This window comes from Huijunlia imazamoxiresistens (genome assembly GCF_037132455.1).
In the GTDB taxonomy this organism is placed as follows: Bacteria; Bacteroidota; Bacteroidia; order Chitinophagales; family Chitinophagaceae; genus Flavisolibacter; species Flavisolibacter imazamoxiresistens.
Genome location: NZ_JBBBEI010000016.1, coordinates 121519 through 147789, shown reverse-complemented (window position 1 = coordinate 147789; position 26271 = coordinate 121519). Strand labels below are relative to the sequence as shown.

26 protein-coding genes are annotated in these 26271 nt (G+C 54.7%); 8 read left to right on the top strand and 18 right to left on the bottom strand.

Annotated elements, in window-relative coordinates:
• Nucleotides 1-248, bottom strand: a 248-nt coding sequence (locus V9K67_RS18645) for a hypothetical protein (RefSeq protein ID WP_336725082.1), incomplete at its 3' end; no start/stop codon positions are given.
• 151 nt (nt 249-399) lie between these two features.
• Here V9K67_RS18645 and V9K67_RS18640 point away from each other — a divergent pair.
• Together V9K67_RS18640 and V9K67_RS18635 are read left to right on the top strand one after the other, a co-directional pair.
• The gene (locus tag V9K67_RS18640; RefSeq protein ID WP_336725080.1) at nt 400-612 is read left to right on the top strand and encodes a hypothetical protein; all 213 of its coding nucleotides are present in this window, start codon (nt 400-402) and stop codon (nt 610-612) included.
• A gap of 14 nt (nt 613-626) precedes the next feature.
• A complete protein-coding gene (locus V9K67_RS18635; protein WP_336725078.1) occupies nt 627-1379 on the top strand; it encodes a DUF1349 domain-containing protein in 753 nt (250 codons plus the stop codon).
• A 97-nt stretch (nt 1380-1476) separates the two neighbouring features.
• Here V9K67_RS18635 and V9K67_RS18630 read toward each other — a convergent pair whose 3' ends face one another.
• The 6 genes from V9K67_RS18630 to V9K67_RS18605 all read right to left on the bottom strand — a co-directional run bounded on the left by V9K67_RS18630 (nt 1477) and on the right by V9K67_RS18605 (nt 8167).
• Nucleotides 1477-3213 (bottom strand): PQQ-dependent sugar dehydrogenase, encoded by a 1737-nt coding sequence (locus V9K67_RS18630; protein ID WP_336725075.1) that lies wholly within the window; start codon nt 3211-3213, stop codon nt 1477-1479.
• 32 nt (nt 3214-3245) lie between these two features.
• Entirely contained in the window at nt 3246-4979 is a 1734-nt protein-coding gene (locus V9K67_RS18625; protein ID WP_336725074.1) for a GH39 family glycosyl hydrolase, read from the bottom strand.
• Between the two features lie 147 nt (nt 4980-5126).
• The gene (locus tag V9K67_RS18620) at nt 5127-5696 is read right to left on the bottom strand and encodes a helix-turn-helix domain-containing protein (protein WP_336725072.1); all 570 of its coding nucleotides are present in this window, start codon (nt 5694-5696) and stop codon (nt 5127-5129) included.
• A gap of 770 nt (nt 5697-6466) precedes the next feature.
• Nucleotides 6467-6910, bottom strand: a complete 444-nt coding sequence (locus V9K67_RS18615) for a hypothetical protein (protein WP_336725069.1) — start codon at nt 6908-6910, stop codon at nt 6467-6469.
• Nucleotides 6911-6998: 88 nt separating this feature from the next.
• Nucleotides 6999-7178 carry a hypothetical protein gene (locus V9K67_RS18610; RefSeq protein ID WP_336725067.1) on the bottom strand — a complete coding sequence of 60 codons (180 nt, stop codon included), beginning with the start codon at nt 7176-7178 and terminating at the stop codon, nt 6999-7001.
• 320 nt (nt 7179-7498) lie between these two features.
• On the bottom strand, nt 7499-8167 hold the full coding sequence (locus V9K67_RS18605; protein ID WP_336725064.1) for a polysaccharide deacetylase family protein: 669 nt from the start codon (nt 8165-8167) through the stop codon (nt 7499-7501).
• A gap of 181 nt (nt 8168-8348) precedes the next feature.
• Here V9K67_RS18605 and gltX point away from each other — a divergent pair, with 181 nt between their 5' ends.
• From gltX to V9K67_RS18590, 3 genes are all read left to right on the top strand, one after another.
• Nucleotides 8349-9881, top strand: a complete 1533-nt coding sequence (gltX, locus tag V9K67_RS18600; RefSeq protein WP_336725061.1) for a glutamate--tRNA ligase — start codon at nt 8349-8351, stop codon at nt 9879-9881.
• Between the two features lie 48 nt (nt 9882-9929).
• Nucleotides 9930-10334 carry a cobalamin B12-binding domain-containing protein gene (locus tag V9K67_RS18595; protein WP_336725059.1) on the top strand — a complete coding sequence of 135 codons (405 nt, stop codon included), beginning with the start codon at nt 9930-9932 and terminating at the stop codon, nt 10332-10334.
• Nucleotides 10335-10514: 180 nt separating this feature from the next.
• A complete protein-coding gene (locus V9K67_RS18590) occupies nt 10515-11291 on the top strand; it encodes an enoyl-CoA hydratase/isomerase family protein (RefSeq protein ID WP_336725058.1) in 777 nt (258 codons plus the stop codon).
• Between the two features lie 119 nt (nt 11292-11410).
• Here the strand turns inward: V9K67_RS18590 and V9K67_RS18585 are convergent, their stop codons facing one another.
• Entirely contained in the window at nt 11411-12046 is a 636-nt protein-coding gene (locus V9K67_RS18585) for a C40 family peptidase (RefSeq protein ID WP_336725055.1), read from the bottom strand.
• A 174-nt stretch (nt 12047-12220) separates the two neighbouring features.
• Between V9K67_RS18585 and fumC the strand changes: the two genes are divergently transcribed.
• Nucleotides 12221-13624: a class II fumarate hydratase gene (fumC, locus tag V9K67_RS18580; RefSeq protein WP_336725054.1), complete on the top strand. Its 1404-nt coding sequence runs from the start codon at nt 12221-12223 to the stop codon at nt 13622-13624.
• 118 nt (nt 13625-13742) lie between these two features.
• On the opposite strand, the gene V9K67_RS18575 is transcribed toward fumC, so the two are convergent.
• From V9K67_RS18575 to V9K67_RS18550, 6 genes are all read right to left on the bottom strand, one after another.
• Nucleotides 13743-14450: a lipoprotein signal peptidase gene (locus V9K67_RS18575; protein WP_336725053.1), complete on the bottom strand. Its 708-nt coding sequence runs from the start codon at nt 14448-14450 to the stop codon at nt 13743-13745.
• 188 nt (nt 14451-14638) lie between these two features.
• Nucleotides 14639-17098: a bifunctional UDP-N-acetylmuramoyl-tripeptide:D-alanyl-D-alanine ligase/alanine racemase gene (locus V9K67_RS18570; protein ID WP_336725051.1), complete on the bottom strand. Its 2460-nt coding sequence runs from the start codon at nt 17096-17098 to the stop codon at nt 14639-14641.
• 2 nt (nt 17099-17100) lie between these two features.
• Nucleotides 17101-18036, bottom strand: a complete 936-nt coding sequence (locus V9K67_RS18565; RefSeq protein ID WP_336725049.1) for a TerC/Alx family metal homeostasis membrane protein — start codon at nt 18034-18036, stop codon at nt 17101-17103.
• Nucleotides 18037-18157: 121 nt separating this feature from the next.
• Nucleotides 18158-19882 carry a gliding motility-associated ABC transporter substrate-binding protein GldG gene (gene gldG / locus V9K67_RS18560; protein ID WP_336725048.1) on the bottom strand — a complete coding sequence of 575 codons (1725 nt, stop codon included), beginning with the start codon at nt 19880-19882 and terminating at the stop codon, nt 18158-18160.
• A 66-nt stretch (nt 19883-19948) separates the two neighbouring features.
• Nucleotides 19949-20668, bottom strand: a complete 720-nt coding sequence (gldF, locus tag V9K67_RS18555) for a gliding motility-associated ABC transporter permease subunit GldF (RefSeq protein WP_336725046.1) — start codon at nt 20666-20668, stop codon at nt 19949-19951.
• A gap of 207 nt (nt 20669-20875) precedes the next feature.
• The gene (locus V9K67_RS18550) at nt 20876-22087 is read right to left on the bottom strand and encodes an IscS subfamily cysteine desulfurase (RefSeq protein WP_336725044.1); all 1212 of its coding nucleotides are present in this window, start codon (nt 22085-22087) and stop codon (nt 20876-20878) included.
• 132 nt (nt 22088-22219) lie between these two features.
• Here V9K67_RS18550 and mce point away from each other — a divergent pair, with 132 nt between their 5' ends.
• Nucleotides 22220-22627, top strand: coding sequence for a methylmalonyl-CoA epimerase (gene mce / locus V9K67_RS18545; RefSeq protein ID WP_336725042.1), 408 nt, complete (start codon nt 22220-22222; stop codon nt 22625-22627).
• A gap of 111 nt (nt 22628-22738) precedes the next feature.
• Here mce and rnc read toward each other — a convergent pair whose 3' ends face one another.
• The 3 genes from rnc to V9K67_RS18530 form a co-directional block, all read right to left on the bottom strand.
• The gene (gene rnc, locus V9K67_RS18540) at nt 22739-23476 is read right to left on the bottom strand and encodes a ribonuclease III (protein WP_336725041.1); all 738 of its coding nucleotides are present in this window, start codon (nt 23474-23476) and stop codon (nt 22739-22741) included.
• Between the two features lie 40 nt (nt 23477-23516).
• Nucleotides 23517-24770 carry a beta-ketoacyl-ACP synthase II gene (fabF, locus tag V9K67_RS18535; RefSeq protein ID WP_336725040.1) on the bottom strand — a complete coding sequence of 418 codons (1254 nt, stop codon included), beginning with the start codon at nt 24768-24770 and terminating at the stop codon, nt 23517-23519.
• A gap of 123 nt (nt 24771-24893) precedes the next feature.
• Entirely contained in the window at nt 24894-25130 is a 237-nt protein-coding gene (locus tag V9K67_RS18530) for an acyl carrier protein (RefSeq protein ID WP_336725038.1), read from the bottom strand.
• Nucleotides 25131-25293: 163 nt separating this feature from the next.
• Between V9K67_RS18530 and V9K67_RS18525 the strand changes: the two genes are divergently transcribed.
• Nucleotides 25294-25722 (top strand): GNAT family N-acetyltransferase, encoded by a 429-nt coding sequence (locus V9K67_RS18525; protein ID WP_336725035.1) that lies wholly within the window; start codon nt 25294-25296, stop codon nt 25720-25722.
• Between the two features lie 15 nt (nt 25723-25737).
• Here V9K67_RS18525 and V9K67_RS18520 read toward each other — a convergent pair whose 3' ends face one another.
• Nucleotides 25738-26217 (bottom strand): YcxB family protein, encoded by a 480-nt coding sequence (locus V9K67_RS18520; protein WP_336725031.1) that lies wholly within the window; start codon nt 26215-26217, stop codon nt 25738-25740.
• Nucleotides 26218-26271: the final 54 nt, after the last annotated feature.

Genomic DNA, 26271 nt, shown 5'->3' with positions numbered 1-26271 from the left:
AAGGTCCAGTCGGTCAGGCAGTTCTCAATGCCGCCGCCGAAAGCGGTGAAGGGGCTGGTGCCTTCCATGGTTTCTTCAAGGTACAGTTTGGGGCTGGGGCTGGCATAGGCGGAAGCTACAGTATTGGCAGCGTCCAGGGAAGCCGGCTGCTGCGTGTCTTTTTTAGAACAGGCAAATAAGGAAGCAGCTACGAGTACGGAGGAGATTACGGTTTTTCCTTTGGAAAGAAAATTTCTTTGGTTTTTCATGAGGTAGATCGTTAGCGAATTTTCAAATAGGGTTTTAAATAAACTATTGATGCTCAGCCGTTTTCCAGGATATCGGATGTTTGATGACTCAAAATTACAAGGACCGAGCTGACCTCGGCCGTATGAATCGGTGAACGGAGGATTGGGGGAGTTGAAAAAGCGCTACCATACGCCGGATAGAGTAGGATGGCTGGAAGCGAGCTCTGCCAAAATGAGCGCAGCATATCCATCAGGAAACTTACAGGGAGCTGACCGCCTTAAAGAACGCAGGAAGGAAAAGCCATACCGTTTTTCGGCCATTCCTAAAAAAGGTTCCTGTCTGGTATTGCCGGGCAAGGCGAATCTGCCGACTTTTGCCCGCTAAAAATAGGGAGTCCAATGAAAAGTATGTTTTACAGTACGGCGCTTGCCTGCCTGGCGGCCGTTTTTTCCGGCTGCGCTGCCAATAATGAGGCGGCGTCCCAACCGGAAGAGTCGCAGGTGGGCACGAATGATTCTTTAGCGATACGCGGGGACAGCTGCACTATCAAGCTGGAAAATGTACATTTTACCCAAGCGATCAACGGGGCTGATACGCTGGCCGTGGTGCAGGGCCCGGGGAAAATAAAGTTTTCCGTAGGGGAGAAAAAGGATTTTTTCAATGACCCCGACGGCAAGCTGTCCAATAATACGGCTCCTGTGCTCTTATCCGTAGTGGACAATACAAAGCCTTTTACGTTAACGGCAAAGGTAACCCCGGAGTTCACCCCGACGGGACTGTACAGCGCAGGCGTTCTGTATCTGTATGTAAATGACAGCTTGTACCACAAATTCTGTTTTGAACAGGACGAGCGTGGAAAGCACCGGGTCGTCACGGTCCGGACCAGGGGCACCTCCGATGATAACAACCACGACATCGTGACGCAACCCTATATATACATGAAAATTTCTTCCGATACAAAAACCGTAGCGAGCTATTATTCGCTGGATAACAAAAACTGGCAGATGGTCCGATTGTATAAGAACGATTACCCCGGGAAAATCGGAGTCGGCATCAGTGCACAATCCCCGGTGGATAAAAGCTCGGTGAGCTATTTTGAAGACCTCAAACTGGAAAGCAGCAGCGTGAAGGATTTCAGGATGGGTAACTAATTTACCGTATATAGGTGTGTAAAAAGAAGAGGCTGCCTCCTGTTTTAGAAACACAGGAGACAGCCTCATTTATAAGGGGGGCGCCCTAATTATAGCCTTATTTTACCCGGACCTTTTTCACTTCGTCCACGGTCACGGCGCTGGCCTTGTTGCCAAAGCTGTTGCGGACATAGGTCAGTACATCCGCTATTTGCTTGTCGGTCAAATAATGAAAGGGAGGCATGGCATTGCTGTATCGTTCCCCATCCACTTCTTTTTGACTCATGCCTTTCAGCAACACCTGGATCAGGCGGGCCTTATTGCCTAATACATACGTGGTCTTTATTAAGGGCGGGTTAAGGTTGCCTACCCCTCCCCCGTCTGCCTGGTGGCAGGTGACGCAGCTTTGCATATAGACTGTTTTCCCCGCTGCCAGGCTTGCTTTTGGAACGGCCGGGGAGGTTGCCACCGCAGCAGGAAGGGCCTTTTTAACGGCAGGTTTTGCAACAGGGACCTTGGCAGCTGTCGCGGCTGCCTTTGCTTTCGGGGCAACAGGGGCCGCTTTCACCGGTAGGCGCTTCGCTGCTCCGCTGGTTTGCTGATAGCTTATTTTAAAGATCGTTCCCCGGGCATCATCACTGACGTATAAGGAGCCGTCCGGGCCCATGGCCAGGCCGCAGGGGCGGTGGTCGGCACGGCCGGAAGCCGTTTTTTCCGGTGAACCGGAAAAGTTATCCGCAAACACTTCCCACGCGCCCTCCGGCTTGCCGCCTTTAAACGGCTGGAACACGACATAATAGCCGGCCTGGGGTTCGGGTGAGCGGTTCCAGGAACCATGAAAGGCAATGAAAGCGCCGTTGCGGTATTTTTCGGGGAATTGGTTGCCGGTATAAAACAGCAGCCCGTTCGGCGCCAGGTGGGCCGGGTAGGCCGCCACCGGGTCGATGAAGCCGTCGCCGCCCTCTTTTTTGCCGTCGCCGCCGTATTCCGGCGCCAGCATTTTTTTCTTTTGAAAACGGTCATAGTAAATGTAGGGCCAGCCGGCATTGTCGCCCTTATTGAGGGCATACATGCATTCTGCAGGCAGCTCCGCATTATCTTTTACCGTGTATAAGCCGGGAAAGATGGAGTTCAACTGGTCCCTTCCGTGCTGCATCACGAAGAGCTGGTTGGCCTGGTGGTTCCAGTCCACCGCTACCACGTTGCGCAGCCCGGTGGCATAGCGGATGCCGTCCGCATACGTCTGGTCTTTCCGATCCCGTTTAAAGAGCCACACACCGCCGCTGGTTTCGAGCAGGGGGCATCCCTGGATCCCCAAAGAGCCCTGTTGCCGATCCTGCTCCTGGCAGGAATTGGAAGGGCAGCCAATGGGGACATACAGATTACCCTGCGGGTCCACCGCGATGGATTTGGTTTCATGGGTGCCCCTGTCTACCAGGCCGGTGACAATGCGTTCTACGGAACTGGTGTCCACCTGGTTGTTCCCGTCCACTTTATAGCGGAAGATCTCCGAGTTGGAAGAGGTATACAGGTAACCGTCCCGCAGGCAGATACCGGTACCGCCGAAATTGCCAAAGCCCAACTTTACCGTTGCTTTTCCATTTTCCTCATGTAACAACAAGGTGCCCTTTCCATTTACCGGGCGGGCCAGCCGTACATAAATGTCATTTTGAGGCGTTACGACCAAATGCCTGGTCTTGCCCAGCTTCTCGGCAATGACGGTGGCCTGGAAGCCCTCCGGCAGGTGTAAACCTGCCGGTTCTTTTGCTGCTGTTTGTGCCCCTGACTCATAGCAAACAGCCGTCAACAGGGTCATACACAAGGCGGCCATCATGGGGGTACGTACTAATTTCACTTTATTTCTTTTATTTATTTTGAGATTATTGCTTACCATTCCAACTTTAAAAAGGATACACCCTGGCGGGGCAGCGTCATCCGGATGGTGGCTTGGCCATTCGTTGTTTTGACCCATTCCGGTGAACCGACCAATTCCAGTTGTCCCGCCCGTTCCAGTTCGGCTATTTGCGCTGCCGACGGATTTTGCGGCGAACCCATCTTCTTCCATGCCTCGTAGGAGTTGCTGTAGGTATCATCGATCCGGTAATGATGCACATTCACTTGTGGCACCGGTACTCCCTTTACCTGCACCTGCACGGGCTCCGCTTCCCCTTTTACGTCGTCATCGTGGTAGTTCCACAGCAGGATGGTGGCCTCACGGGCATCCTTGCAGGCCATGCCGTTGATATCCGTATAGGTTCTTCTGAAGCTGGAATCCACCGCTGTCCGGAGGTCATAGCCATGATCGGAGGCCAGCTGCAAGCGTGTGCCTTTCATCATGCCAAACATGCGGAACACATTCAATACCGGCTTGTCCACCCCGTTGGTGGCCAAATCCCGGAAGCCGAAAAACCACGGCTGGTTCTCAAACTCAAACGACCAGGATACCGCACCTTTAAAGTTTACCTTGTACAGGTCCGCCAGGGCATACTTCCGGGCGAAGGAAGCTGCCGTATAGCTGGAATACATCGTTCCATTGCGATAAGCGTTTTCGGGATTGGTCTGCATGCCGCAGGCCGCACAGCCTTCGGGATCGGATTCGCCGATGATGATGGGGATGTTCTTCAGCTGGGGATAGGAAGCCACCAGTTTAAAACCGGCTTCGATATCCCTTAATTGCGTGCCCATATTCATCCGTACATGGCCGTCCACCAGCCGGGGCTGCCCTTTGGCATGAAACAGAAAAGCATCTACCGGGGCCCCTATCTTCCTGGTGACGTAATTCGTATCGGAAAAGCAGTGCTTTACAAAGGCGTTCAGCCATTTCTGCGCCCCTTTGCTCCCTGTTCCGGCAATGTTGATCCCGCCTATTTTGGCGGTAGGTAGCGCCCGCTTGACCGCATCCGCCGTATAATCGTACATTTTAAAGAACTCCTCCATGCTGGCTTTCCAATAAGCGCCATTGGGTTCATTCCACAGTTCCCAGTACCAGCTTTCCACTTCTTTCTGGCCATAGCGCTGTACGGAATGTTTCACCCATTGATACACCAGTTCCGCCCATTTCTTGTAATCTTTCGGAGGATAGGCCCAGCCGGTAATAATATCCGTATACGGATCGCCGGGCTTCCAGTAATGGCGGTAGGGCTCGGGTTTGGGAGACAATGCCTGCGGCATAAAACCAATTTGCGCCAGGGGCTTCATGCCCCGTTGCACGTAGGTGTCGAAGATGCTGTCAATAATGGTCCAGTCGTAAACCGGGTTGCCCTGGGCATCTTCGGTATACGCGTTGGTGGACCCCCACTTCAGCGCAGCTTCTCCGTTGCCGGTTACCAGCAAACTGTGCGCCCGTACATATACGGGTACCGGGGACAAGGCGGCGATTTCGGAAAGCAGCTTTTTCCCGTCCTTCATGTAGGTGTAGTTGGGTTCATCGTATCCAAACCAGGCCCAGGCCGGGTACATGGGTCCTATTTCCCTTTTCAGATCCACCTGGATGGAAGCGCCTTTTGGCACGGTGCCGGAACCTGTCTGCTGCGCCAGGCAGGCCGGGGTGGGAAGGAGGATAAGGGCGAAGCAAAGCAGGGACACGGTCCTGATAAACCGGACAAGATTTCTTTTTGGCATGCGGTTACGTTGATTAGATTTTTTATTTGAATAAGGCAGAGCCCGGGCGCTCATGGGTGCCCGGGAAGTCGCTATAGGATTGTGTTGCGGCCGTTCTGGCTGGCGAAGGGCGGAAATAGGGCGGGAATCCCCGCAACCGCGAAAGGTTCAGACAAAAATATCCAGGTAGGTGACTTCATTGGAAACAGGCATGATACCATGCCGTTGCAACGCATCAAAATAAATGCTGTCGCCCGATTTCAACAAGTAGGCTACTTCGCCCACCTGCACCGTCATTTCACCGCTGATCACATGGATAAATTCTTCCCCTTCGTGTGAAAGTCCGTGCGGGACGACTTCATCTTTTTTCGCTACAAACAGGAACGGCTGCATTTTCTTTTCATGATATTCCGAAGCAAAAGGATAAATAGCATAGCCCTTATCCGTGAGGATCAGGTTTTCTTTCGCCTTTTGCGCCGTAGTCATGATCGTATTCAGTCTGCCTTCCTGTTCCAGCAAACTGGAGATGTTGGTGCCCAACGCCTTTGAAATCTTCACCAGGGCGGCTACTGACGGCACTGTTTTGTTGTTTTCAATTTTCGAGATCATGCTTTTGGATAGCTCACTGGCGTCGGCGATCTCCTGCAAGGTTCTCTTCTGGTTGATGCGCAATATTTTGATCCGCTCGCCAATATTGAGCTTATGGATCTTATCCTCCAAAATCGGGTCTTCCGTCATGAAAATTCATTTAAAATGATCAGCCTATACTGATAAAAATTCAACAGTGTTGAACAAAGGTATACAAGTTTTCCATTCACGAAAAAAGGTTTTTCTTTTCATGAAGTGCATTGCAGGCCGGGAAGGCGTTCCGCGCTCCCCCTGAAAGGAACAATGATCGTTGAAAATAAATTCATTGATTTATAGGGCATTAGACAGGTAGTTTCCTTCCCTTTCCCGCCGCAGGAACCTGGTACAAAATTTAAAAAAGCGCGGTAAATCAAGGATTTAGCGCGCTTTTTGTTTTAGTCCAACGCCTCAAATTTTCAACAGTGCACCCATTTCAGGTGGCCTGTTAGCGGTCCGGGAACTTTTTTGCTTTTAGGACAAGAATATTTTTTTTCTACTGTGAGAATTAAAAAAATGTATTTACCTTTAAACCAGTTTTCATAGGGTACGGATTAAAAACGGGCCAGGGTTTCTACCCAGGCCCTAAATTTTTTTAGGGGGTACTCCTCCATTTTTACCTTCTTTCCCCTCTTTTTCTACATATTTTTCCCTTTTTCATTCATTATCAACCCGTCACAGGATCATTCCCTCCCATTTACAAGCAACGCTTTCCCGCCGCGCCTGCCTGCTCCTGCCACCTGCTTCCGGACTACCCCTACAGGCAATACCCTTACCACAAAGCCGGGCAGCAGGCAACGCCCGCTCCCGGCTTCGTATACAGGCGGATGAACCGGTCCGCCCCGTTCTTTTCTTTCCCTTCGGCCGGCACCTGCTGCCTCCCGTCAGGCATACTGCTTTACCTTGCCGGAAAGCATCTTGGACAGCATCACCTGCCAGTTCCGGACCCTCTGCTCCAGCGCGGGCATCTCCTCCGGATCGTTTTCCCCGCTCCGGTAAAAGGGCACCTCCACGGGCTTCCGGCCGCCTGCCAGTTCAAACCGCAGCAGGATGCACTCCAGGTAATCATCCAGCCCCCTGCCCTTCAGGGCATTGGCATGAATGGTACGGTACGTCTTTTTTACGGAACAACTCTCAATGGCATTCAGCGCCATCACCTCCCAGTCATAATCTCCTTTGCCGGTCTCCGTCACCACCAACAGGTGGCGGCGAATGCCGTCCAGGCCCATGACACCATTCCTTAATAACTGCTGGCTGGAAAAAGACAGGTCCAGTTCCGAACCCAGCTGGTGCAACCGGTCCAACAGTTCGTTCGCTCTTTTTCGCATATGCATAACATTTATGAAGTCGTACAATAGCCGTCGCCGCAGCACGGCAACCGGAAAATACAGGACAGGACGAATCGCCCCAACGGGTTTACGGCACATTCCTGAGATAGGCCACCAGGGAAGCCACCTGCAGCGGCAGGGTCAGCCACAACAGCCCGTACCAGCCCGCATGCAGCACCATTCCGTTCTCCAGGATAATGGCATTGGCCAACAACAAAAACAGGACAATAGCGCCATCTCCTGAAACTCTTTCTTTGTTTTCAGTCATAGCAAAACACTTATAGAATTAACTAATAAGGAACTATCCAAAGCGTCAGAAGACCCCAAGCCAGGAATCAGGCCTGGGAAAGCGTATTAAAGTCCTTGAACGTAGAGAAGTAATAAAGTTGCGGACAAAAAGGATAAAACTCCGTAAACGAACAGGTATAGCAATCCCGCATATCCTCGATAAGCACGTGGATCGGAAGCGTCGGGGCCTTATGGAAGGTTGCACCTGTCATACAGACAAATCTAACAAAGAAAACTTAATAAACCCAGCAAAAAAAATGTAGGGAACAGCCCTTAGCTGTTGGGCATCACGCCCCTCCTTCAGGACCCGATCTTCAAAAAGCGGTATCCCTCCTGCCCCAGCCGCTCCAGCACCCGCGGCAGCACATATTCCAGCCGGGGAAAGGCTTTTTCGCTGTCGTGGAACACGATCACTGAGCCGGGACCATAATATTTCAATACATACCCCAGGCAGTCCTCCCCGGACAAACTGGTAGCAAAATCGGCGCTCAGCACGTCCCACATAATGATCCGGGAATGGGGCCCCAGCAGTTCTGTGATCTGCCGTGCCTGCCGCCGCCGGATCTTGCCGTACGGAGGACGGAACAGGGGCGAATGAATGTGTTTGGCGGCCTCGGCCACATTGGCCAGGTACGCCTCGGTCGTCACCTTCCAGCCGTTGAGGTGGTCGTGCGTATGGTTGCCGGTGGCATGGCCTTCCGCCAGAATGCGCCGGTACAGATCGGGATGCTGCAGCACGTTCTTGCCCAGGCAAAAGAACGTGGCTTCCGCCGCGTGCTTCTTCAGCTCGTCCAGCACAAAGGGCGTGGCCCGGGGATGCGGCCCGTCGTCAAAGGTCAGGTACACCACCTTTTCTGTTGCCGGCATGCTCCAGACATAAGCCGGGAACAACCGCTTCACCAGCCGGTGCGTTTTGATAAAATACCGGTACATGTACACAAGGTACGAGGTATTGGTTAATTGGTTCATTGGGATATTAGGGTCGTAAACAGGCGGGTTGTGGGTTTCCATCCGGGTGCTTTTACCTATAACCGATGACTGCCATTTTAATGCAGTTTCCCCTTCCTTAAACTGCTCCACCCCTAATACCCAATGAACCAATGAACCAATCCCCCAATTAACCGATTCCCCATCGTACTTTTGTCCGGCTATGGAAAAGAAAGTAAGAGTCCGGTTTGCACCCAGCCCTACCGGCGGGCTTCATTTAGGAGGTGTGCGTACGGTACTGTTCAACTACCTGTTCGCTAAAAAGCAGGGAGGCGATTTTGTGCTGCGCATCGAAGACACCGACCAAACCCGCTATGTTCCCGGCGCCGAGGAATATATCTACGAAACCCTTGCCTGGTGCGGCCTGGAAGCCGATGAAAGCCCGAAGCTGGGCGGACCGTTCGCGCCCTACCGCCAAAGCGAACGCAAAGAAATGTACCGCCAGTACGCCGAAGAACTGGTGCAGAAAGGTGTTGCCTACTACGCCTTCGACACGGCCGAAGAACTCGACGCCATGCGGGCGCAGTTACGCACAGCCGAAAACCAAAGCCCCCAATACGACCGCACCGTGCGCCTGCAGATGCGCAATTCCCTGGCCCTGTCGCCGGCGGAAGTGGACGCGCTCATAAAAAACGGTACCCCCTACGTGGTCCGCATCAAAATGCCGGAAAATGAAACCCTGACCTTTACGGACCTCATCCGCGGTGAAGTTTCTTTCGACACCTCGGTGGTGGACGACAAGGTGCTGCTGAAAAAAGACGGCATGCCCACCTACCACCTGGCCGTGGTGGTGGACGACTACCTGATGCAGATCACCCACGCCTTCCGGGGCGAGGAGTGGCTGCCCAGCGCCCCCGTGCACGTGCTGCTGTGGCGCTACCTGTTCGGCGAAGAGCATATGCCCCAGTGGGCCCACCTGCCCCTGATCCTGGGACCCAGCGGCAAACTGAGCAAGCGCGACGGCGCCAAGTACGGCTTCCCCGTATTTGCGGCCAATTGGACCGACCCCAAGACCGGCGAAGTGACCGAAGGTTTTCGCGAACGCGGCTTCCTGCCCCAGGCCTTTGTAAACATGCTGGCCATGCTGGGCTGGAACGACGGCACCGAACAGGAGGTTTTCTCCCTGCCCGAGCTGGTAGAACGCTTTTCCATTGAAAAAGTACACAAGGGCGGCGCCCGCTTCGATTACGAAAAAGCCAGGTGGTTCAACCACGAATGGATCAAAAAAACCGAAGTGGCCGAATACAGCCACCTGGTGAAAAAGCTTTTCGAGGAAAAAGGCCTGCACATAGCCGACGATACCTATTTTGAAAAAGTACTGGCCCTGGTAAAAGACCGCTGCACCCTGCTGACCGATTTCTGGGAACACAGCGCCTTCTTTTTCAAAGCGCCCAAAGAATACGAAACCGCTCCGATCGTGGCCAAGTGGAATGCCGCCAAGCTGGAGTTCTTCCAAAACTTTTCCAAGTCGCTGCGCCACCTGAGCGACTGGTCGGCTCCTTCCCTGGAGAACCTGTTCAAGCAACTGGCTACCCAGGCGGGCATCAAGCCAGGCGAGCTGCAGCTGCCCCTGCGCATTATGCTGGTCGGCGGTAAATTCGGCCCCCCGGTATTCGACATCGCCGCGATCCTGGGCAAGGAAGAAACCGTGGACCGGGTGGACAACGCCCTGGTGCAGTTGGCCGAGCTGCGGTAAAACCAACCCGCACCGGCAGCCATCTGTTCATCCTTAAATCAGGAATTAGTGAGACCCATCCGAGTACTGGTTGCCAAAGTAGGGCTGGACGGCCACGACCGCGGCGCCAAGGTAATTGCCGCCGCCCTGCGGGATGCCGGCATGGAAGTGATCTATACCGGCCTGCGGCAGACCCCCGAAATGGTGGTGGAGGCCGCCCTGCAGGAAGACGCGGATGCCATCGGCATCAGCATCCTGTCGGGCGCCCACATGACCGTCTTCCCCAAGGTGCTGGCGCTGATGCGGGAGCGGGGCATGAATGACGTGCTGCTCACCGGCGGCGGCATCATCCCCGAAGAGGACCGGCAGGAGTTGCAGCGCCTGGGCGTGGGCCCATTGTTCGCCCCCGGCACCCCCACCGCAGACATTGCGGCCTTTATTTCGGGATGGGTGGCCGAGCATCGAAACTTTTAAAAGTTCCTGAGTTTCTATGTTCCTGAGTTCCTGAGTTGGGTGTTCCGGGTTTACCTGTTCTCCTGTCCACTTGTTCACGAGTTCATTGGCGAGCACCGGTTGAATGGGTTAAACGGTTACCTTTAAAGGTTCAAAGTCTACTGACTATTGACCATTTTTCACTACGCACAAACCATCAATATGTACCAGACATTGCTTACTTCTTTGGAAAACAATATTTTAACGGTAACCATCAACCGCCCGGACAAGCTCAATGCCCTGAGCCGGGTAGTGATGTACGAGCTGGACGAACTGGTGATTGAAATTGAACGGAATACCGATATCAAAGGAGTAATCTTTACCGGTGCCGGCGAAAAAGGCTTTATTGCCGGCGCCGACATCAGCGACTTTTCTTACCTGACCTCCTCGGGCGGCATGGACCTGGCCCGCGCCGGTCAGAACATTTTCTTTAAGCTGGAAAATTCCACCAAACCCATTATCGCGGCCGTGAACGGCTATGCGCTGGGCGGCGGCTGCGAGCTGGCCATGGCCTGCCATATCCGCATCGCCAGCGAGAACGCCAAATTCGGCCAGCCCGAAGTGAACCTGGGCCTCATCCCCGGCTACGGCGGTACCCAGCGCCTGGCACAGCTCATTGGCAAGGGCCGCGCCCTGGAACTGATTCTTACCGGCAACGCCATCGACGCCCCCACCGCCCTCCACTACGGCCTTGTGAATTACGTGGTGCGCCAGGAGGACCTGATGAATAAAGCCAGGGAACTGATGTACACCATTATCGGCAAGGCGCCCCTGGCCGTCAGCCGCAGCATCTCCGCCATCAACGCCGCCTTCGATGCCGGCAAGAACGGCTACGAAGTGGAACTCAAAGCCTTTGGCGAATGCTTCGACACCGAAGACGTAAAAGAAGGCATCTCCGCTTTCCTTGAAAAAAGACAACCGCAATTTAGAGGAAGGTAGTTTGTCGTTTGGGGTTTGTAGTTTGTGGTTGTCGTGATTAAGGAAAAGCGCTTTTTTTTATGAAGCAGGTACATATCCGGAGTTACGCCAACTACAAACCACAAACTACCGACCACAAACTAATAGACGTCTTGAAACACGCGTACCGTTTTCACATACCTCCCTTTGTAATATGGGTTCAGCGGCGTAATCGTCACCGCGGAATCCCGGCCCGAGGTGGCATGAATGAAGTGCACCGGGTCTCCCGGCCGGGAAACGATGATCCCCATATGCCCTACAAACCGTTCGGCGCTGTCCGTGCCGGTAAACAGGACCAGGTCGCCGGGCTGTGCCGCCTCCACTGCTATATCGCGCCCCACGTTGGTAAAATCAATGGACGACCGGGGTACACTGATGCCGAAATGATTAAAGACGTACGTAATAAATCCCGAACAGTCGAAGCCTTCGTTCGGATCGGCAGCACCATACCGGTAAGGCGTTCCCTGTAAGGTTTTGGCAAACTGCACCACCGCTTCCGGCCGTACCTCTTTGGTGTGGACCACCTCGCCGGGGCGCACCACCACCGTGTCGTGCTGCAGCATACCGTCTGCCCGGCCGCTGTCCTCTTTCTTTGCCGCCGCCACCGAATCGGCCACGGTAACCGTGTCGGCCCCTGCCGCTTCCTGCTTGCCCGATTGTGCTTCCGGCCGGAAAAATAACTGGCAGGAACTCAGTACCATGCTCCCTACCATCCCTAAAAGTCGGTTCCGCCACATAGTATAAAATTTTACCATCATCGTTTCCCTCAATAACGACTCCCCTTCTATCCGGAAAGTTGCCGGACAAAAAAGATATTTCGATTTTTACACCCACTACAAACCACAAACTACAAACCACAAACCAGACAAAGCCCTTTTCCAATTAACTTTGGCCCCCAAATAAAAACCACTATGGATTTCAGAATAGAAAAAGATACCATGGGCGAGGTGAAGGTACCTGCCAACGCGTATTACGGCGCGCAGACACAGCGCAGCATCGAAAACTTTAAAATCGCCCAGGATATTAACCGGATGCCGAAAGAGATCATTCGCGCATTTGCCTATCTGAAAAAAGCGGCGGCCATCACCAACTTCGAAGCCGGCGTGCTGCCCGAAGAGAAAAAGAACCTCATCGGCCAGGCCTGCGACGAGATCCTCGAAGGAAAGCTGGACGAATACTTCCCGCTGGTGGTATGGCAGACCGGCAGCGGCACCCAGAGCAACATGAACGTGAACGAAGTAGTGGCCTACCGCGGACACGTGCTCAACGGCGGCAGCCTGGCCGACAAGGACAAGGTGCTCCACCCCAACGACGACGTGAACAAGTCGCAGTCCTCCAACGATACCTTCCCCACCGCCATGCACATCGCGGCCTACAAGATCCTGCTGGAAGTGACCATCCCCGGCATCGAGCTGCTGCGCGACACCCTGGCGGAAAAAAGCAAAAAATTCAAGGACGTGGTGAAGATCGGCCGCACCCACTTCATGGACGCTACCCCCCTGACCCTGGGACAGGAATTCAGCGGCTATGTATCGCAGCTGAACCACGGCCTGAAAGCCATTAAAAATACCCTGGAACACCTGTCGGAACTGGCCCTGGGCGGCACCGCCGTAGGTACCGGCATCAACACCCCCGAAGGTTATTCCGAAAACGTGGCCCGTCACATCGCCGACCTCACCGGCCTGCCGTTCGTGACCGCCGAAAACAAATTTGAATCCCTGGCCGCCCACGACGCCATCGTAGAGGCCCATGGCGCCCTGAAGACCGTAGCGGTCAGCCTGATGAAGATCGCCAACGACATCCGTATGCTGTCTTCCGGCCCCCGCAGCGGCATCGGCGAGATCTTTATCCCCGACAACGAGCCCGGCTCCTCCATCATGCCCGGCAAAGTGAACCCCACCCAGTGCGAGGCACTGACCATGATCGCCGCCCAGGTACTGGGTAACGACGTGGCCATCAATATCGGCGGCTCCAACGGTCACTTCGAGCTGAACGTGTTCAAGCCGGTAATGATCTACAACTTCCTGCACAGCGCCCGCCTGATCGGCGACGGTTGCGTGAGCTTCACGGAAAAATGTGCGACCGGCATCGAGCCGATCGAGGAAAACATCCAGAAGCACCTGAACAACTCGCTGATGCTGGTCACTTCCCTCAACACGAAGATTGGTTATTATAAAGCGGCAGAAATTGCGCAAAAAGCCCACAAGGAAGGCACAACCCTGAAAGAAATGGCCGTGAAATTAGGCTATGTTACTCCGGAACAATTTGACGAATGGGTAGTACCCGCGAAAATGGTAGGCAAAATCGACCTCTAGACTGGTTATAGATTTGTGGAAAAAAGGAAGCCCGGCAACGGGCTTCTTTTTTTGCCCTTTGGGAAAAAAGAAACGCCCCGTCGGGAGACAGGGCGTTTGGTTATTTTCTTGAGCGGGGTTATTCCTTTTCTTCTTTTCCTTCCTGCACGATGGGCTCGCGGTCGGTGATCGCTTCACCCGCCTGTGCGCCGGCAGCAACCTCTTCGTCCACCTCCTCATCACCTTCCCGGCGGAAAAAGCGCTTTTGGAACAGCAGCAGCACGATCACGCCCACCGAAATGGCGGCATCGGCAATATTGAAGATGGGGCTGAAAAACTCGAATTCCGCTCCGCCGATCAGGGGCAGCCAGTCGGGGAAACGCGAATGCACCATGGGAAAATAGAGCATATCCACTACCCGGCCGTGTAAAAAGCCGGCATAACCCTGTTGGGGAAACATATGGGCGATGGTGGAATAGTCGGAAGAGCTGAAGAGCATGCCGTAAAACATGCTGTCGATGAGGTTGCCCAGGGCGCCGGCATAGATCAGCGAAGCGCAGACAATGAACCCGCGGGAATACTTTTCCCGCACGATCTTGCCCAGGTACCAGGTACCGAAGATCACGGCAGCCAGGCGGAACAGCGTCAGCACCATCTTGCCCGTATCGCCGCCGAACTTCCAGCCCCAGGCCATGCCTTCGTTCTCAATAAAATAAAGCCTTGCCCACGGCAATCCCAGCATATTGGTAATATGACCAAAGGGGAAATGGGTCTTGATCCATATTTTCAGTGCCTGGTCGGCAAAGATCACCAGCAAAACAATTAGTACGGCAGAGCGTAGTTTCATGTAGATAAATTATGGCTTCCGGACCTTCAGCAGTTTCCCCTGGCAAACAATGGAAAAAGAGCAGCGCTCTGCCCTACATTGGTCCTCACCGCCCGGAAGGTTTCGTTTGATGTTTTTTTATACTAAGCCAGCAAAGATAAGGGGAAAAATGCCCGTCCGTCCCGCGGAGGGGCGATTTAACACCCGCCCTATTCCTGGAAATAAATGCGCTTGACCCGCTGCGAAACGGAGGTCATGATCTCGTAGGGAATGGTGCCGATCCAGGCGGCTACCTGCTGCACGGGCAGGGGCCGCCCGAAGACCACCACCTCGTCGCCTTCCTTCACCCCCGGTATGCGGGTGACGTCGATCATGGTCATGTCCATGCAGACCGTGCCGATGACGGGCGCCAGCCGGCCGTTCACCCACATCTTGCCCGTGCCGTTGCCAAAGCGCCGCGAGTAGCCGTCGGCATAGCCGATGCGGATGGTGGCTATCAGCGAATCCTCGTGCACCTTGCCCCGCCGGTTGTAGCTGACCGACTCGCCGGCCTGTACCTTTTTCAGCTGGGCCACGGTGGATTTCAGGGTGGCTACCGGCTGCAGGTGCAGCAGGTCGGTGGTGGTTTCCACCCCGTACAGGCCGATGCCCAGGCGCACCATGTCGAGGTGCAGCTGGGGATGCCGCACAATAGCTGCCGAGTTGGCCATGTGGCGGAGGAAGGAATACGGAAGGGCCTGCTGCAGCTGGTCGGCGGCTTTGACAAAAACAGCGTGCTGCTGCAGCGTAAAGGCATCCTGGTCCGGGTCCTCGCTGGCCGCAAAATGGCTGAACATGCTCACTACCCGGACTGCGGAGGCGGACAAGGCCGCGCCCAGCGCCCCCATGTCGGTGGCGGCAAAGCCCAGGCGGTTCATGCCGGTTTCCACCTCGATGTGCACCGGGTGACCGCTTAGTCCCTGGTCTTTCAGGTAGCGGTCGAACTGCTCCAGCAGGCGGAAGGAATAAATCACCGGCTGCAGGTGGTACTCCACCAGGGCGCCGAAGGCCGTTTCGTCGGCGTTCATCACCATAATGGGCAGCGACACGCCGGTCTTGCGCAGCTCCACGCCCTCGTCCACGTAGGCCACGCCCAGGTAATCGACCTTATTAAATTGAAGCACGCCGGCAATCTCGGAGCCGCCGCTGCCGTAGGCAAAGGCTTTGACCATGGCCATCACCTTCGTGCCGGGCCGCAGCAGCCGCTGGTACTCCTTTAAGTTATGGGCAATGGCGTTGAGGTCGATCTCCAGCAGGGTCTGGTGCACCTTCTGCTCGAACAGGCGGGCGATGCGTTCGAACTGGAACACCCGGGCCCCTTTGATCAAAATGGTCTCGTGGCTGAACGACGAGCTGCGGAACGACTGGATAAAGGCCGCCGTATCGGGAAACAGCGACAGCTGCACCCCTTCCATATATGGAGGCAGGAAGCTGCGGATCTTTTCGCCGATGGCGATCACCCGCTGCACCCCGTGCTGCTTCAGCGCCTGGGCGATGCTTTCGTACAGCAGGGCGTCGGTCTTGCCGCTCTCTACAAAATCGGATAAGATAACGGTATGCTGCTGGCCGGCGCCCTGCTGCTGCAGGAAGTCGAGGGCCAGGTGTAAAGAGGTGATGTCGGCGCTGTAGCTGTCGTTAATAATGCCGCAGCCGTTGATGCCCTGGGTAAACTGCAGCCGCATGTCAATGGGGTGCAGCAGCGCCAGCCGCCGGTTGATCTGTTCTTCGTCGTAGCGCAGGTGCAGCAGCACGCACACGCAGTTGAGGGCGTTTTGAAGGGAGGCCTCGTCGGCGAAAGGAATCAAAAAGCTGTAGCCCTGGTCCTGCCGCCGGGCCACCACCCGGGTGCCTTCCGCTCCCGGGGCAAGGGGCACTTTTTCCATTGACAGCACCTGCAGGTCGGCATCCTTGCGGGCGCCCCAGGTGAGCAGGGGCCGCCCGATGCCCGAGCCGTCCAGCCACTCCACGGGGCCGATGACCACCTCGGCCTGGGCAAACAGTTTTAGTTTTTCGTCGAGCTTTTGCTGGTGCGAGCTGAAGCCGGCATCGTGGGCCTCGCCGATATTGGTGAGCACGCCGATGGTCGGCTGGATGATCGGCTGCAGCCGCGCCATCTCGCCGGTATGGGAGATGCCGGCCTCGAAAATGGCCAGGTTGTGCTGCAGGTGCATCTGCCAGACGCTCAGGGGAACGCCGATCTGCGAATTATAGCTTTTGGGACTGCGGACGATATGGTGATCCCCTTCCAGCAACTGGTGCAGCCATTCCTTGACCACCGTTTTGCCGTTGCTGCCGGTGATGCCGATGACGGGCACCTGGAAGTGGCGGCGGTGAAAGGCGGCCAGCTGCTGCAGGGCCTGCAGCGTGTCGGCCACCTGCACCAGGGTGCACTCCTGGAAGCCGGCAAAGTCCACGGGCTTGCTGACCACGAAGCGCCGCACGCCCCTTGCGAAGGCGTCGGACAGAAAGCGGTGGCCGTCGTCATGGGCGGTCACCAGGGCAAAGAACAGGGCGGAGGCGGGCTCCTGCACCTTCCGGCTGTCGTACACCAGCTCGGAGATCATGCCTTCGGCGGCGGCATGTACGATCTCGCCGTCCACGACAGCGCATATGGTTTCAATGGAATACACGGTTATTCTTCACTTTTGGCACGCCTGCGGGCCACCTGCAGCGAGTACACTACCGAGCCGCCCAGGCAGACGAGGATCATCATTAACGAAACAAGTATGGGAACATGTACATGGAAGTACTCGATCAGCATTTTAAAACCGATAAAAATGAGTACGATGGCGATGCCCTGCTGCAGGTACTCGAACTTGGCCACCGCCCCGCGCAGCAGGAAGAACAGCGAGCGCAGGCCCAGCACCGCGAAGATGTTGCTGGTATAAATCACCAGGCGCTCCTGTGAAATGGCAAAGACCGCCGGGATGCTGTCGAGGGCAAACACGATGTCGGTGGTGGCCAGCACGATGATCACCACGAACATGTTGGTGAAATAGCGCTTGCCGTCGCGCATGATCGTAAACTTGCCGCTGGTATCGTCGGCCGCCACCGGGAAGAAGCGGTTCACGAGCTTGTAGACCGGGCTTTCCGCCGGGTTGAACTCCTCGTCTTCACCGGCCCGGAAGATCTTGATGCCGGTCCACACCAGGATAACGCCAAAAATGTAGAGGATCCAGCTGAACTTCGACACCAGGGCCACACCCACGGTAATAAAGATGATGCGGAAGATGATGGCCATCAGGATCCCGATCAGCAGGGCCCGGGCATAATGGGTGGCCGGGATTTTGAAAAAGGTGAATATAAGGATGAAGACAAAGATGTTGTCGATGCTGAGGCTCCACTCCATCAGGTAGGCGCTCAGGTACTCCAGGGCCGTCGTATGGCCTTTTTCGTACCACATAAACACGAAAAACGCCATGGCCAGCGCCACCCAGAACAGGGTCTGCCACAGGGCTTTTTTCATGCTCATGACCTTGGAGCCCTTGCTCAGCAGGCCCAGGTCAAATACAATAGCAATTAATAATACAATTCCAAAAACTGCGTACGTTATCTCATTTGGCGTCATAATATAGTCCTCTAAGGTCGGCAAAGATAGAGGAGAGTTTACGAGTTTACGGGTTTACGGGTTTACGAGTTCCCTGGAAATTCCGGAAGCCACTTCATTTAGGAACTCAGAAACCCAGGAACTAACTCGTAAACTCGTGAACTTGTAAACTCGTAAACTTCCTCTTGCGTACATACTGGTAAACGACACCTGCAAGGATAACCAGTGCAAGAGGAAGGCCGATGTTGATGAGTTGCCAGAAGGTTTTTTCCGCTTCCACCTTGCGGGTGTCAAGCAGGCGCAGCACGTTTTCCTTGTTGCGGGTTTCGATGATGCTGCTTTTGCTGGTGAGGTATTCCAAGCAATTCAGGAGGAAATCGCGGTTGGCAAACTGGTACTCGTACTGCGAGCCGGCGGTGTAGAGGTTCATGCCCATGGGCAGGGGCCCCTGTCGGGTCGACACATCGTTCAGCACCAGGTCGCCGTCGGCGGCCACGATCATCTTGCCGTCGGCGGGGCCGCTGTCGCGGAAGCCGCCGATGGGCCGCAGGCTGTCCATTTGGGCGCGGCTGATGCGGCCCCGGTACAAGGAGGCGAACGATCCTTCCAGCAACACCGCTGCCGGCAGGCCATTTTTTTGAAACAGGGCGTCCTCGGGGGCGTTGCGGTTTTCGTTCGGGCTGATCAGCGCCGGCGTGCTGATGGTGCGGGAGTTGGCGGAGCTTTGCAGCAGGAAGGTTTTTTTGATGCCCTCCGCCTCCACCGTATCGATGGAGTTGACAAAGCGGCCGGCCACCAGTCCGATATTCTTGTTGATAATATGGTTGTCCCGCGACTCGAACAAGGGGAAATAGTTCCAGTGCAGGAATTCGTATTGCGGGTTGCCGGCGCTGCCGCCCACTGCAAACGGCATGAAGTCGCACTGGAGGTCCATCAGCAGGTCGGGGTTCAGGCGCACGCCGTAGCGGAACAGGATATCCTGGAGGTTCAGGTTGCGCTCGTAGGCGATCAGCTGCGCTTTAAAGCTGAGGCTGTCCTGTTCGGCAAAGAGGTTGTCCACGAACCAGAGCACCTTTCCGCCCCGCATCACGTACTGGTCGATCTTCAGCTTCTGGTCGTCGGTAAACGGCGTGGACGGCTTTACAATCAGCAGGGCCTTTATGGTATCGGGGATGCTGTTTTGCTTTTGGAGGTCCAGTGTAAACAGGTTGTAATCGTTGCGGAGGGTCTGTTGCAGGTCGTAGGTCTCCGGGCCGGCGGGCTCGCCGTTGCCCACGGCATAGGCCACAAAGGGCCGGTCGGGATGGAGGAGGCGGTCGATGGTCCGGGCAAACTGGTACTCCATCATGGCCTCCGCATTGTTCAGCTCCTGGGGGGTAATGAGGCGGGTGCTGCCCTTATAAATATTCACCAGGCCCGCCTGGTCTTTGTACTGGAGCAGGGCCACGGGATACACCAGCTTGCTTTCCTGCCCCGACTTCACCTGCACCGTCAGGTTGATGGGGACGGCGCCCATAGAAGCAAGCGAGTCGCCCCAGGTCTTGCCGCCGCCGGCTTCCTCTTCGGGCGACACAAAGCGGTAGGTAACCTGGGACGTATTGGTTTCCCGGAGCAGGCGCAAAAATTCTTCCGTGGAGTTGCTCAATTTTTTAAAGCCGGCGGGGTAGTCGCCTTTCAGGAAGACCGTCACCACCAGCCGGTCGTCGAGGCTTTGCAGCAGCTGGCGGGTAGCCGGGGTCAGCGAATAGCGCTTGTCCTCGGTCAGGTCCATGCGGTAATGAACAAATGATGCCAGCAGGTTCACGGCCACCAGGGCCGCCAGCAAACCGGCCCACCGGCCCCGTTTTTTTCCGGATTCTTTCTTCATGTAAGATTTTATCTTTTCGTCAATGGTCAAAAGTCAATAGTCATTGGCAGGCAGTCTACCGCTTTATTATTTTCTTCTGAGGTTGTTGGCAGTAATTAATAAAAAGAAAAAGGTCAGGCTGAGGAAATACAGAACGTCCCGGGTATCGATCACGCCGCGGCTGATGCTCTGGTAATGGAAGTCGATGCCGAACATTTCCAGGCAATAATCCGCCCCGCCGCTGAACAGGGGCAGCCGGCTGATGGCGGCAAAGCCATAATAAAACAGCACGCAGGAAATGAGGCTGATGAGGAACGCTACCACCGGGTTGGCCGTGAACGAGCTGACGCAGACACCGATAGCGGTGAACAGGGCGGTGATAAACAGCAGTCCCAGGTACGAGCCGGCCGCGGCGCCTGCATCGATGCCGGAGGTCGCTGCCAGCCGGTTGATGGTAATATAATAGACCAGGGTGGGCAGCAGGGCCACCACGGCTACCAGGAAGCTGCCGAAAAATTTGCCGCTGACGATCTGCCAGCCGCTCAGGGGCCGGGTGCGCAGCACTTCGTAGGTGCCGCTGCGGTATTCATCGGCAAAGCTGCGCATGGTGATGGCGGAAATGAGGAACAGCAATATCCAGGGCGCAAAGGAAAAGAAGGCTTCCAGTGTGGCATAGCCGTAATCCAGCATATTATCCTGGAACACAAACAGCACCAGGCCGTTCACCAGCAAAAAAACAATGATGGCAATAAAACCCGTAAGGCTGCTGAAAAACTGGCTGAGCTCCTTCTTGCAAATAGACCACATGAGGGAAATGTAAATATTAAATGTAAAATGCAAAAGTGCGGTAAAACCGAGGAATTGGTTAATTGGAATTAGGATATTAGGAATTTACGTGCCGAACATACAGTAAACGGAGAACAATAAACTAAAAAACTAATGATCTCAACCTGGGATAATAACCAATTACCCAAAACCTACCCCAACGAACTCGTAAACAAGTAAACTCGTAAACTACTTTTTCCAGCCTGTCCGGTCAAACTCGACTCCTTGTTGATACAGGTTCCAGACCGGGCTGGTGGCGCGGAGGTGGCGGACGGTGGCGGAGATGCGTTCGATCACGTAATCCACCTCTTCTTCGGTGGTGAACCGCCCCAGGCTGAAGCGCAGCGAGCTGCGGGCCAGGTCGTTGCCCAGTCCCAGTGCTTTTAGCACGTAGGAAGGTTCCATGGAGGCCGAGGTGCAGGCCGAGCCGGAGGAAAGGGCAATGTCCTTGTTGAAGCCCATCATCAGCGCACTGCCTTCGATATAGGCAAACGACAGGTTGGTGACTTGCGGCAGGCGGAACGAACGGCTGCCGTTGACATAGGTTTCTTCCAGTTGCAGCAGGGCCGCCTCCAGTTTATCGCGTAGGCCACCTAGCCGTTGCGCTTCCGTTTCCAGCTGCGCTTCGCAGAGGGCGCAGGCCTTGCCGAAGCCCACGATGCCGGGTACGTTCAAGGTGCCGCTGCGCAGTCCCCGTTCGTGACCGCCCCCGTCCAGCTGGGCCACCAGCCGCACCCGGGGATTGCGGCGCCGCACGTACAGGGCCCCTACCCCTTTCGGGCCGTACAGCTTATGAGCGGAAAAGGCCATCAGGTCAATCCCGTCCGCCATCACCTCCACCGGGATCTTGCCCACCGCCTGGGTAGCATCACTAAAGAAAAGAATGCCTTTTTCCTTGGCCAGGGCGCCGATCTCCCGCATGGGCTGGATGACCCCAATTTCGTTGTTGGCATAAATGACCGAGATCAGGATCGTGGTGGGCCGGATGGCGGCAGCCAGCTGGTCCAGGTCTACCAGCCCCTCGCTGTTGACAGGCAGGTAGGTGATGTCGGCGCCCAGCTTTTCCAGGTGCTTGCAGGTATCCAGCACGGCTTTGTGCTCGATAACGGTAGTAATGATGTGATTGCCTTTTCCTGAAAACAGCTCGTACACACCTTTCAGGGCGAGGTTATCGCTTTCGGTAGCTCCCGAAGTAAAAACGATCTCGGCCTCCTGCGCCCCGATGAGGCGGGCCACCTGCTCCCGGGCGCCGGTCACGGCTTCTTCGGCCTGCCAGCCAAAGGCATGGCTGCGGCTGGCTGCATTGCCAAAAAAGCGGGTAAAAAACGGCATCATAGCCTCCGCCACCTGCGGGTCGCAGGGCGTTGTGGCGTTGTAATCCAAATAGATGGGGAGTTGCATGCTTCTTCGAGTTTACGAGTTTACAAGTTTACGGGTTTACGCGTTAAGGGAGCGTTCCTAAGTTCCTGAGTTCCTGAGTTAAGCGTACGCCTTTCTGCCCTTCTCTTTATTGCTTAGCCTTAATTTTAGCGTATGAATAAAGTAGAGCATATTGGAATAGCCGTCCATTCTTTGGAGCTGTCGGTGCCCCTGTTTGAAAAGTTGCTGGATACGGGTTGTTATAAGAAAGAAGAGGTGGCCTCGGAAAAGGTGGTCACGGCTTTTTTTAAAAAAGGGGAAACAAAGGTAGAATTGCTGGAATCAACGGCCGAAGATGGGGTGATCCGGAAATTTATTGAGCGGAAAGGGGAAGGATTGCACCATATTGCCTTCGAGGTAGCAGATATTTATAAGGAAATGGAGCGCCTGAAGGCGGAAGGGTTTGTTTTACTGAACGAAACGCCTAAAAACGGGGCGGATAACAAACTCGTCTGCTTCCTTCACCCCAAAAACACCAACGGCGTCCTCATCGAACTCTGCCAGGAGAAGAAGGAAATATAAATAAAGATCAAAACTCATTACCCAAAAAGGAACAGGTAAACGGGCGAACGCTCAACTCAGGAACTCAGGAACTTAGAAACTAAAGAACTGTCTCCAACTCGTAAACTCAGTTTAGTGTTTTCCTGCTTCGGGGGGCATGATGCCCAGCTTTTCGACGGCCAGTTGCGCGGCGATCTGGGAAGCGTCTTTTTTGTTGAAGCCCCGGCCCTGGGCAATGATCTGGCCGTTGACCACGGCGGCTACGGTAAACAGGCGGCGCCCGCCTTCCATTTGTTCGTTGATGGTTTCGAACTCCAGCTGCTTGCCGTTTTTGTTGGCCCAGCCGTACAGCTTGTTCTTGTGGTTGATCTCTAAAATCTCCAGGTCGTCCACGAACATATGGGGAATGATGATGTGCTCGCTCACCCAGCGGCTGGTTTTCAGGTAGCCTTTATCCAGGTAAACGGCGCCCACCAGGGCCTCCAGGGTATTGCCAAAGATCTGGCTGACCTTCAGCGAGCCGTCCGACTTGTTGAAGACGGTAATCTTTTTCAGCCCCATCTTGATGGCGATGTCGTTCAGCTGCTGGCGGTTGACCATCTTGCTGCGCATTTCGGTCAGGAAGCCTTCCTCCTTGTAGGGATAGCGTTTGAACAGGTAATCGGCGATGATGGCGCTGAGGATGGCATCGCCCAGGTATTCGAGCCGTTCGTTGTTCTCATCGCTCGTTTCCTTTACCGAGCGATGCGTAAGGGCTATTTTGTATAAAGTAGTATCGCCCGGGGTAAAACCCAAAACCGCCTTCAACTGTTTCTTGAAGGACGAATTGAAATTGAAATGCTTTTTGTAAAGTGATTTCCAAAAGTTCACGGGCAATAAGCTACTTTTTTACGGATAAGCGCAATTGAAATTAAGCAATATACTTTTTAAAGATCATGCAAGCGTTATGCCCGCCGAATCCGAAAGTATTGCTCAGGGCGGCGTTTACCGTGCGGTGCTGGGCCTCTCCGAAGGTAAAGTTCAGGCGGGAATCCAGTTCCGGGTCGTCGGTAAAGTGGTTGATGGTGGGCGGTACCAGGTCGTGCTGAACGGCCTGGATACAGGCGATGGCCTCGATCACGCCGGCGGCACCCAGGCAGTGGCCCGTCATCGATTTGGTGGAGCTGATATTCAGCTGGAACGCATGCTCGCCGAAAACATCCAGGATCGCCTTTATTTCGGCTACGTCGCCCAGGGGGGTGGAAGTACCGTGGGTGTTGATGTATTGGATATCGGTGGGGGCCAAGCCGGCATCCGCCAGGGCGGCCAGCATCACGTTCTTGGCGCCCAGTCCTTCGGGGTGGGGGGCCGTCATGTGGTGTGCGTCAGCGGTAGCGCCGGCACCGGCGATCTCGCAATAGATTTTGGCGCCGCGTTTCAGGGCATGTTCCAGCTCTTCGAACACCAGTACGCCGGCAGCTTCGCCCATCACAAAGCCGTCGCGGTCCTTGTCGTAGGGGCGGGAAGCCGTTTTGGGGTCGTCATTGCGCTCGCTGAGGGCCTTCATGGCGTTAAAGCCGCCTACGCCGGCCTCGCTGACAACGCTTTCCGATCCGCCGGTAACGATGATATCGGCCTTGCCCAACCGAATGAGGTTGAAGGCTTCCATCATGGCGTTGGTGGAGGACGCACAGGCGCTCACCACGGCGAAGTTGGGTCCGCGCCAGCCGTGCCGCATGGAAATATGGCCGGCAGCAATATCCAGGATCATTTTGGGGATAAAGAACGGGTTGAAGCGGGGAGTACCGTCACCTTTGGCAAAGTTGATGACTTCTTCCTGGAAGGTGATCAGGCCACCGATGCCGCTGCCGAATACCACGCCTACACGATCCACGTCCACATTGTCTTTGTTGATGCCTGCGTCAAGCATGGCCTGGTCGCTGGCGACAACCGCGGTTTGGGTAAACCGGTCCAGTTTGCGGGCTTCTTTGCGGTCGAGGAAGTTGAAGGGGTCGAAATTCTTGATTTCGCAGGCAAAGCGGGTTTTAAACTTCGACGCGTCGAACTGCTTGATAAAGTCGGCGCCGCTGACACCGTTTCTTAAATTATTCCAGTACTCTGTAATGGAGTTTCCTAAAGGAGTTAGGGCCCCCATCCCGGTTACTACTATCCGCTTAAATTGCATATAGCCCCTGTTGTTAGTATGTAGATACGTTTTGTGAAAGATAAAACCGCCTTCGCTGTGTGTAAACGGCAAAGGCGGGCAAATCATTTATTCCGTTAAATTCAATCAACTCAAATGAAGAAACTATTTGGCGTGCTCTTCTAAATAAGTCACTGCCTGGCCTACTGTAGTGATGGTTTCGGCTTGCTCATCAGGAATAGAGATGTTGAATTCTTTTTCGAATTCCATGATCAATTCTACGGTGTCCAGCGAATCGGCACCCAGGTCGTTTGTAAAAGAAGCTTCATTAGTTACTTCTGCCTCGTCAACTCCCAATTTGTCAACAATGATCTTTTTTACTCTTACTGCAATGTCTGACATGTTGTATAATTTTAGTTATAGTGGTGCAAAAATATAAGATTTTGATATAAATGTCATTTGGAGTTAAAATCCGTAAAAATCATTTTTGCCTTTTTTATTTGAGAGCCGCGCTATTGGCCGTATAATCAGACTTTTGTAAATTGGGCCGCACCAAAATTTAGCCATGGCATTGAAGATTATTGATCATGGAACGGCCGAATACCTCAAAATGGTCAAGCTCCGGGACGACATCCTGCGGAAGCCCCTCGGTCTGTGCTTTTCGGAGACCGAGCTGGAGCAGGAAAAGGATCACTTGCTCATCGCCGCCTACGACGACGACCTGATGCTGGGCTGCTGCATGCTGGTGGAAACCGATTCCCAGACGGTACGGCTGCGGCAGATGGCCGTCCTCAACGACCTCCAGGGCAAGGGCATCGGCAAGGCCCTGATGCAGTTTGCCGAGAACCTGGCCCGCGACCGGGGGTACCGCAAGATTACCATGCACGCCCGCAAAAATGCCGTAGGCTTCTACGAAAAGATGGGCTATGACTGTATGGGCACCGAATTCATCGAGATCACCATCCCCCACTACCTGATGGAGAAAAAATTATAACCCCTCCGGGGCGGCCTAGCGCCCCCCTACCTTCGCTTTCAGCAGCTGCCGCATCTCGTATACCTCGTCGCTGTCGGCAAAGCCGCTCTTGGGCACCAGGAAAAACGACTGGGCATCAAAGTAGAGGTGGAAGAAATGGGGGCTTTCCACGAAATTCTTAAGCGCCGTCCAGGGCCACTGGCGCATCCCCCGCTCATTGCCGACCGAAAAATGGTCCGACTCAAAGCTCATGGTAAAATGGTCCTTGAAGGTTGCCGCCCGCCGGTACACGACCCCCGGCAGCACGAACCAGAAGGTGATCATCAGCGCAAACCACAGGAAAGAACCCACCAGGAAGGCCATAGGCGTGATCTTTTTGAGGTAATACAGGGCGGCCGACGTCAGGGCAAACACATTGACCAGGATGATCATGATGCGGATCTCGGCTTTGGATATGAAATGGTAGCGCAGTGCCTGCAGCACCTGCCCCTTGTCGTAGTTGAAATGGATGGTCACAGAGACGGAACTTTAAAAATTAAACGTATATATAAGGCGTACCGGGGCATAAAA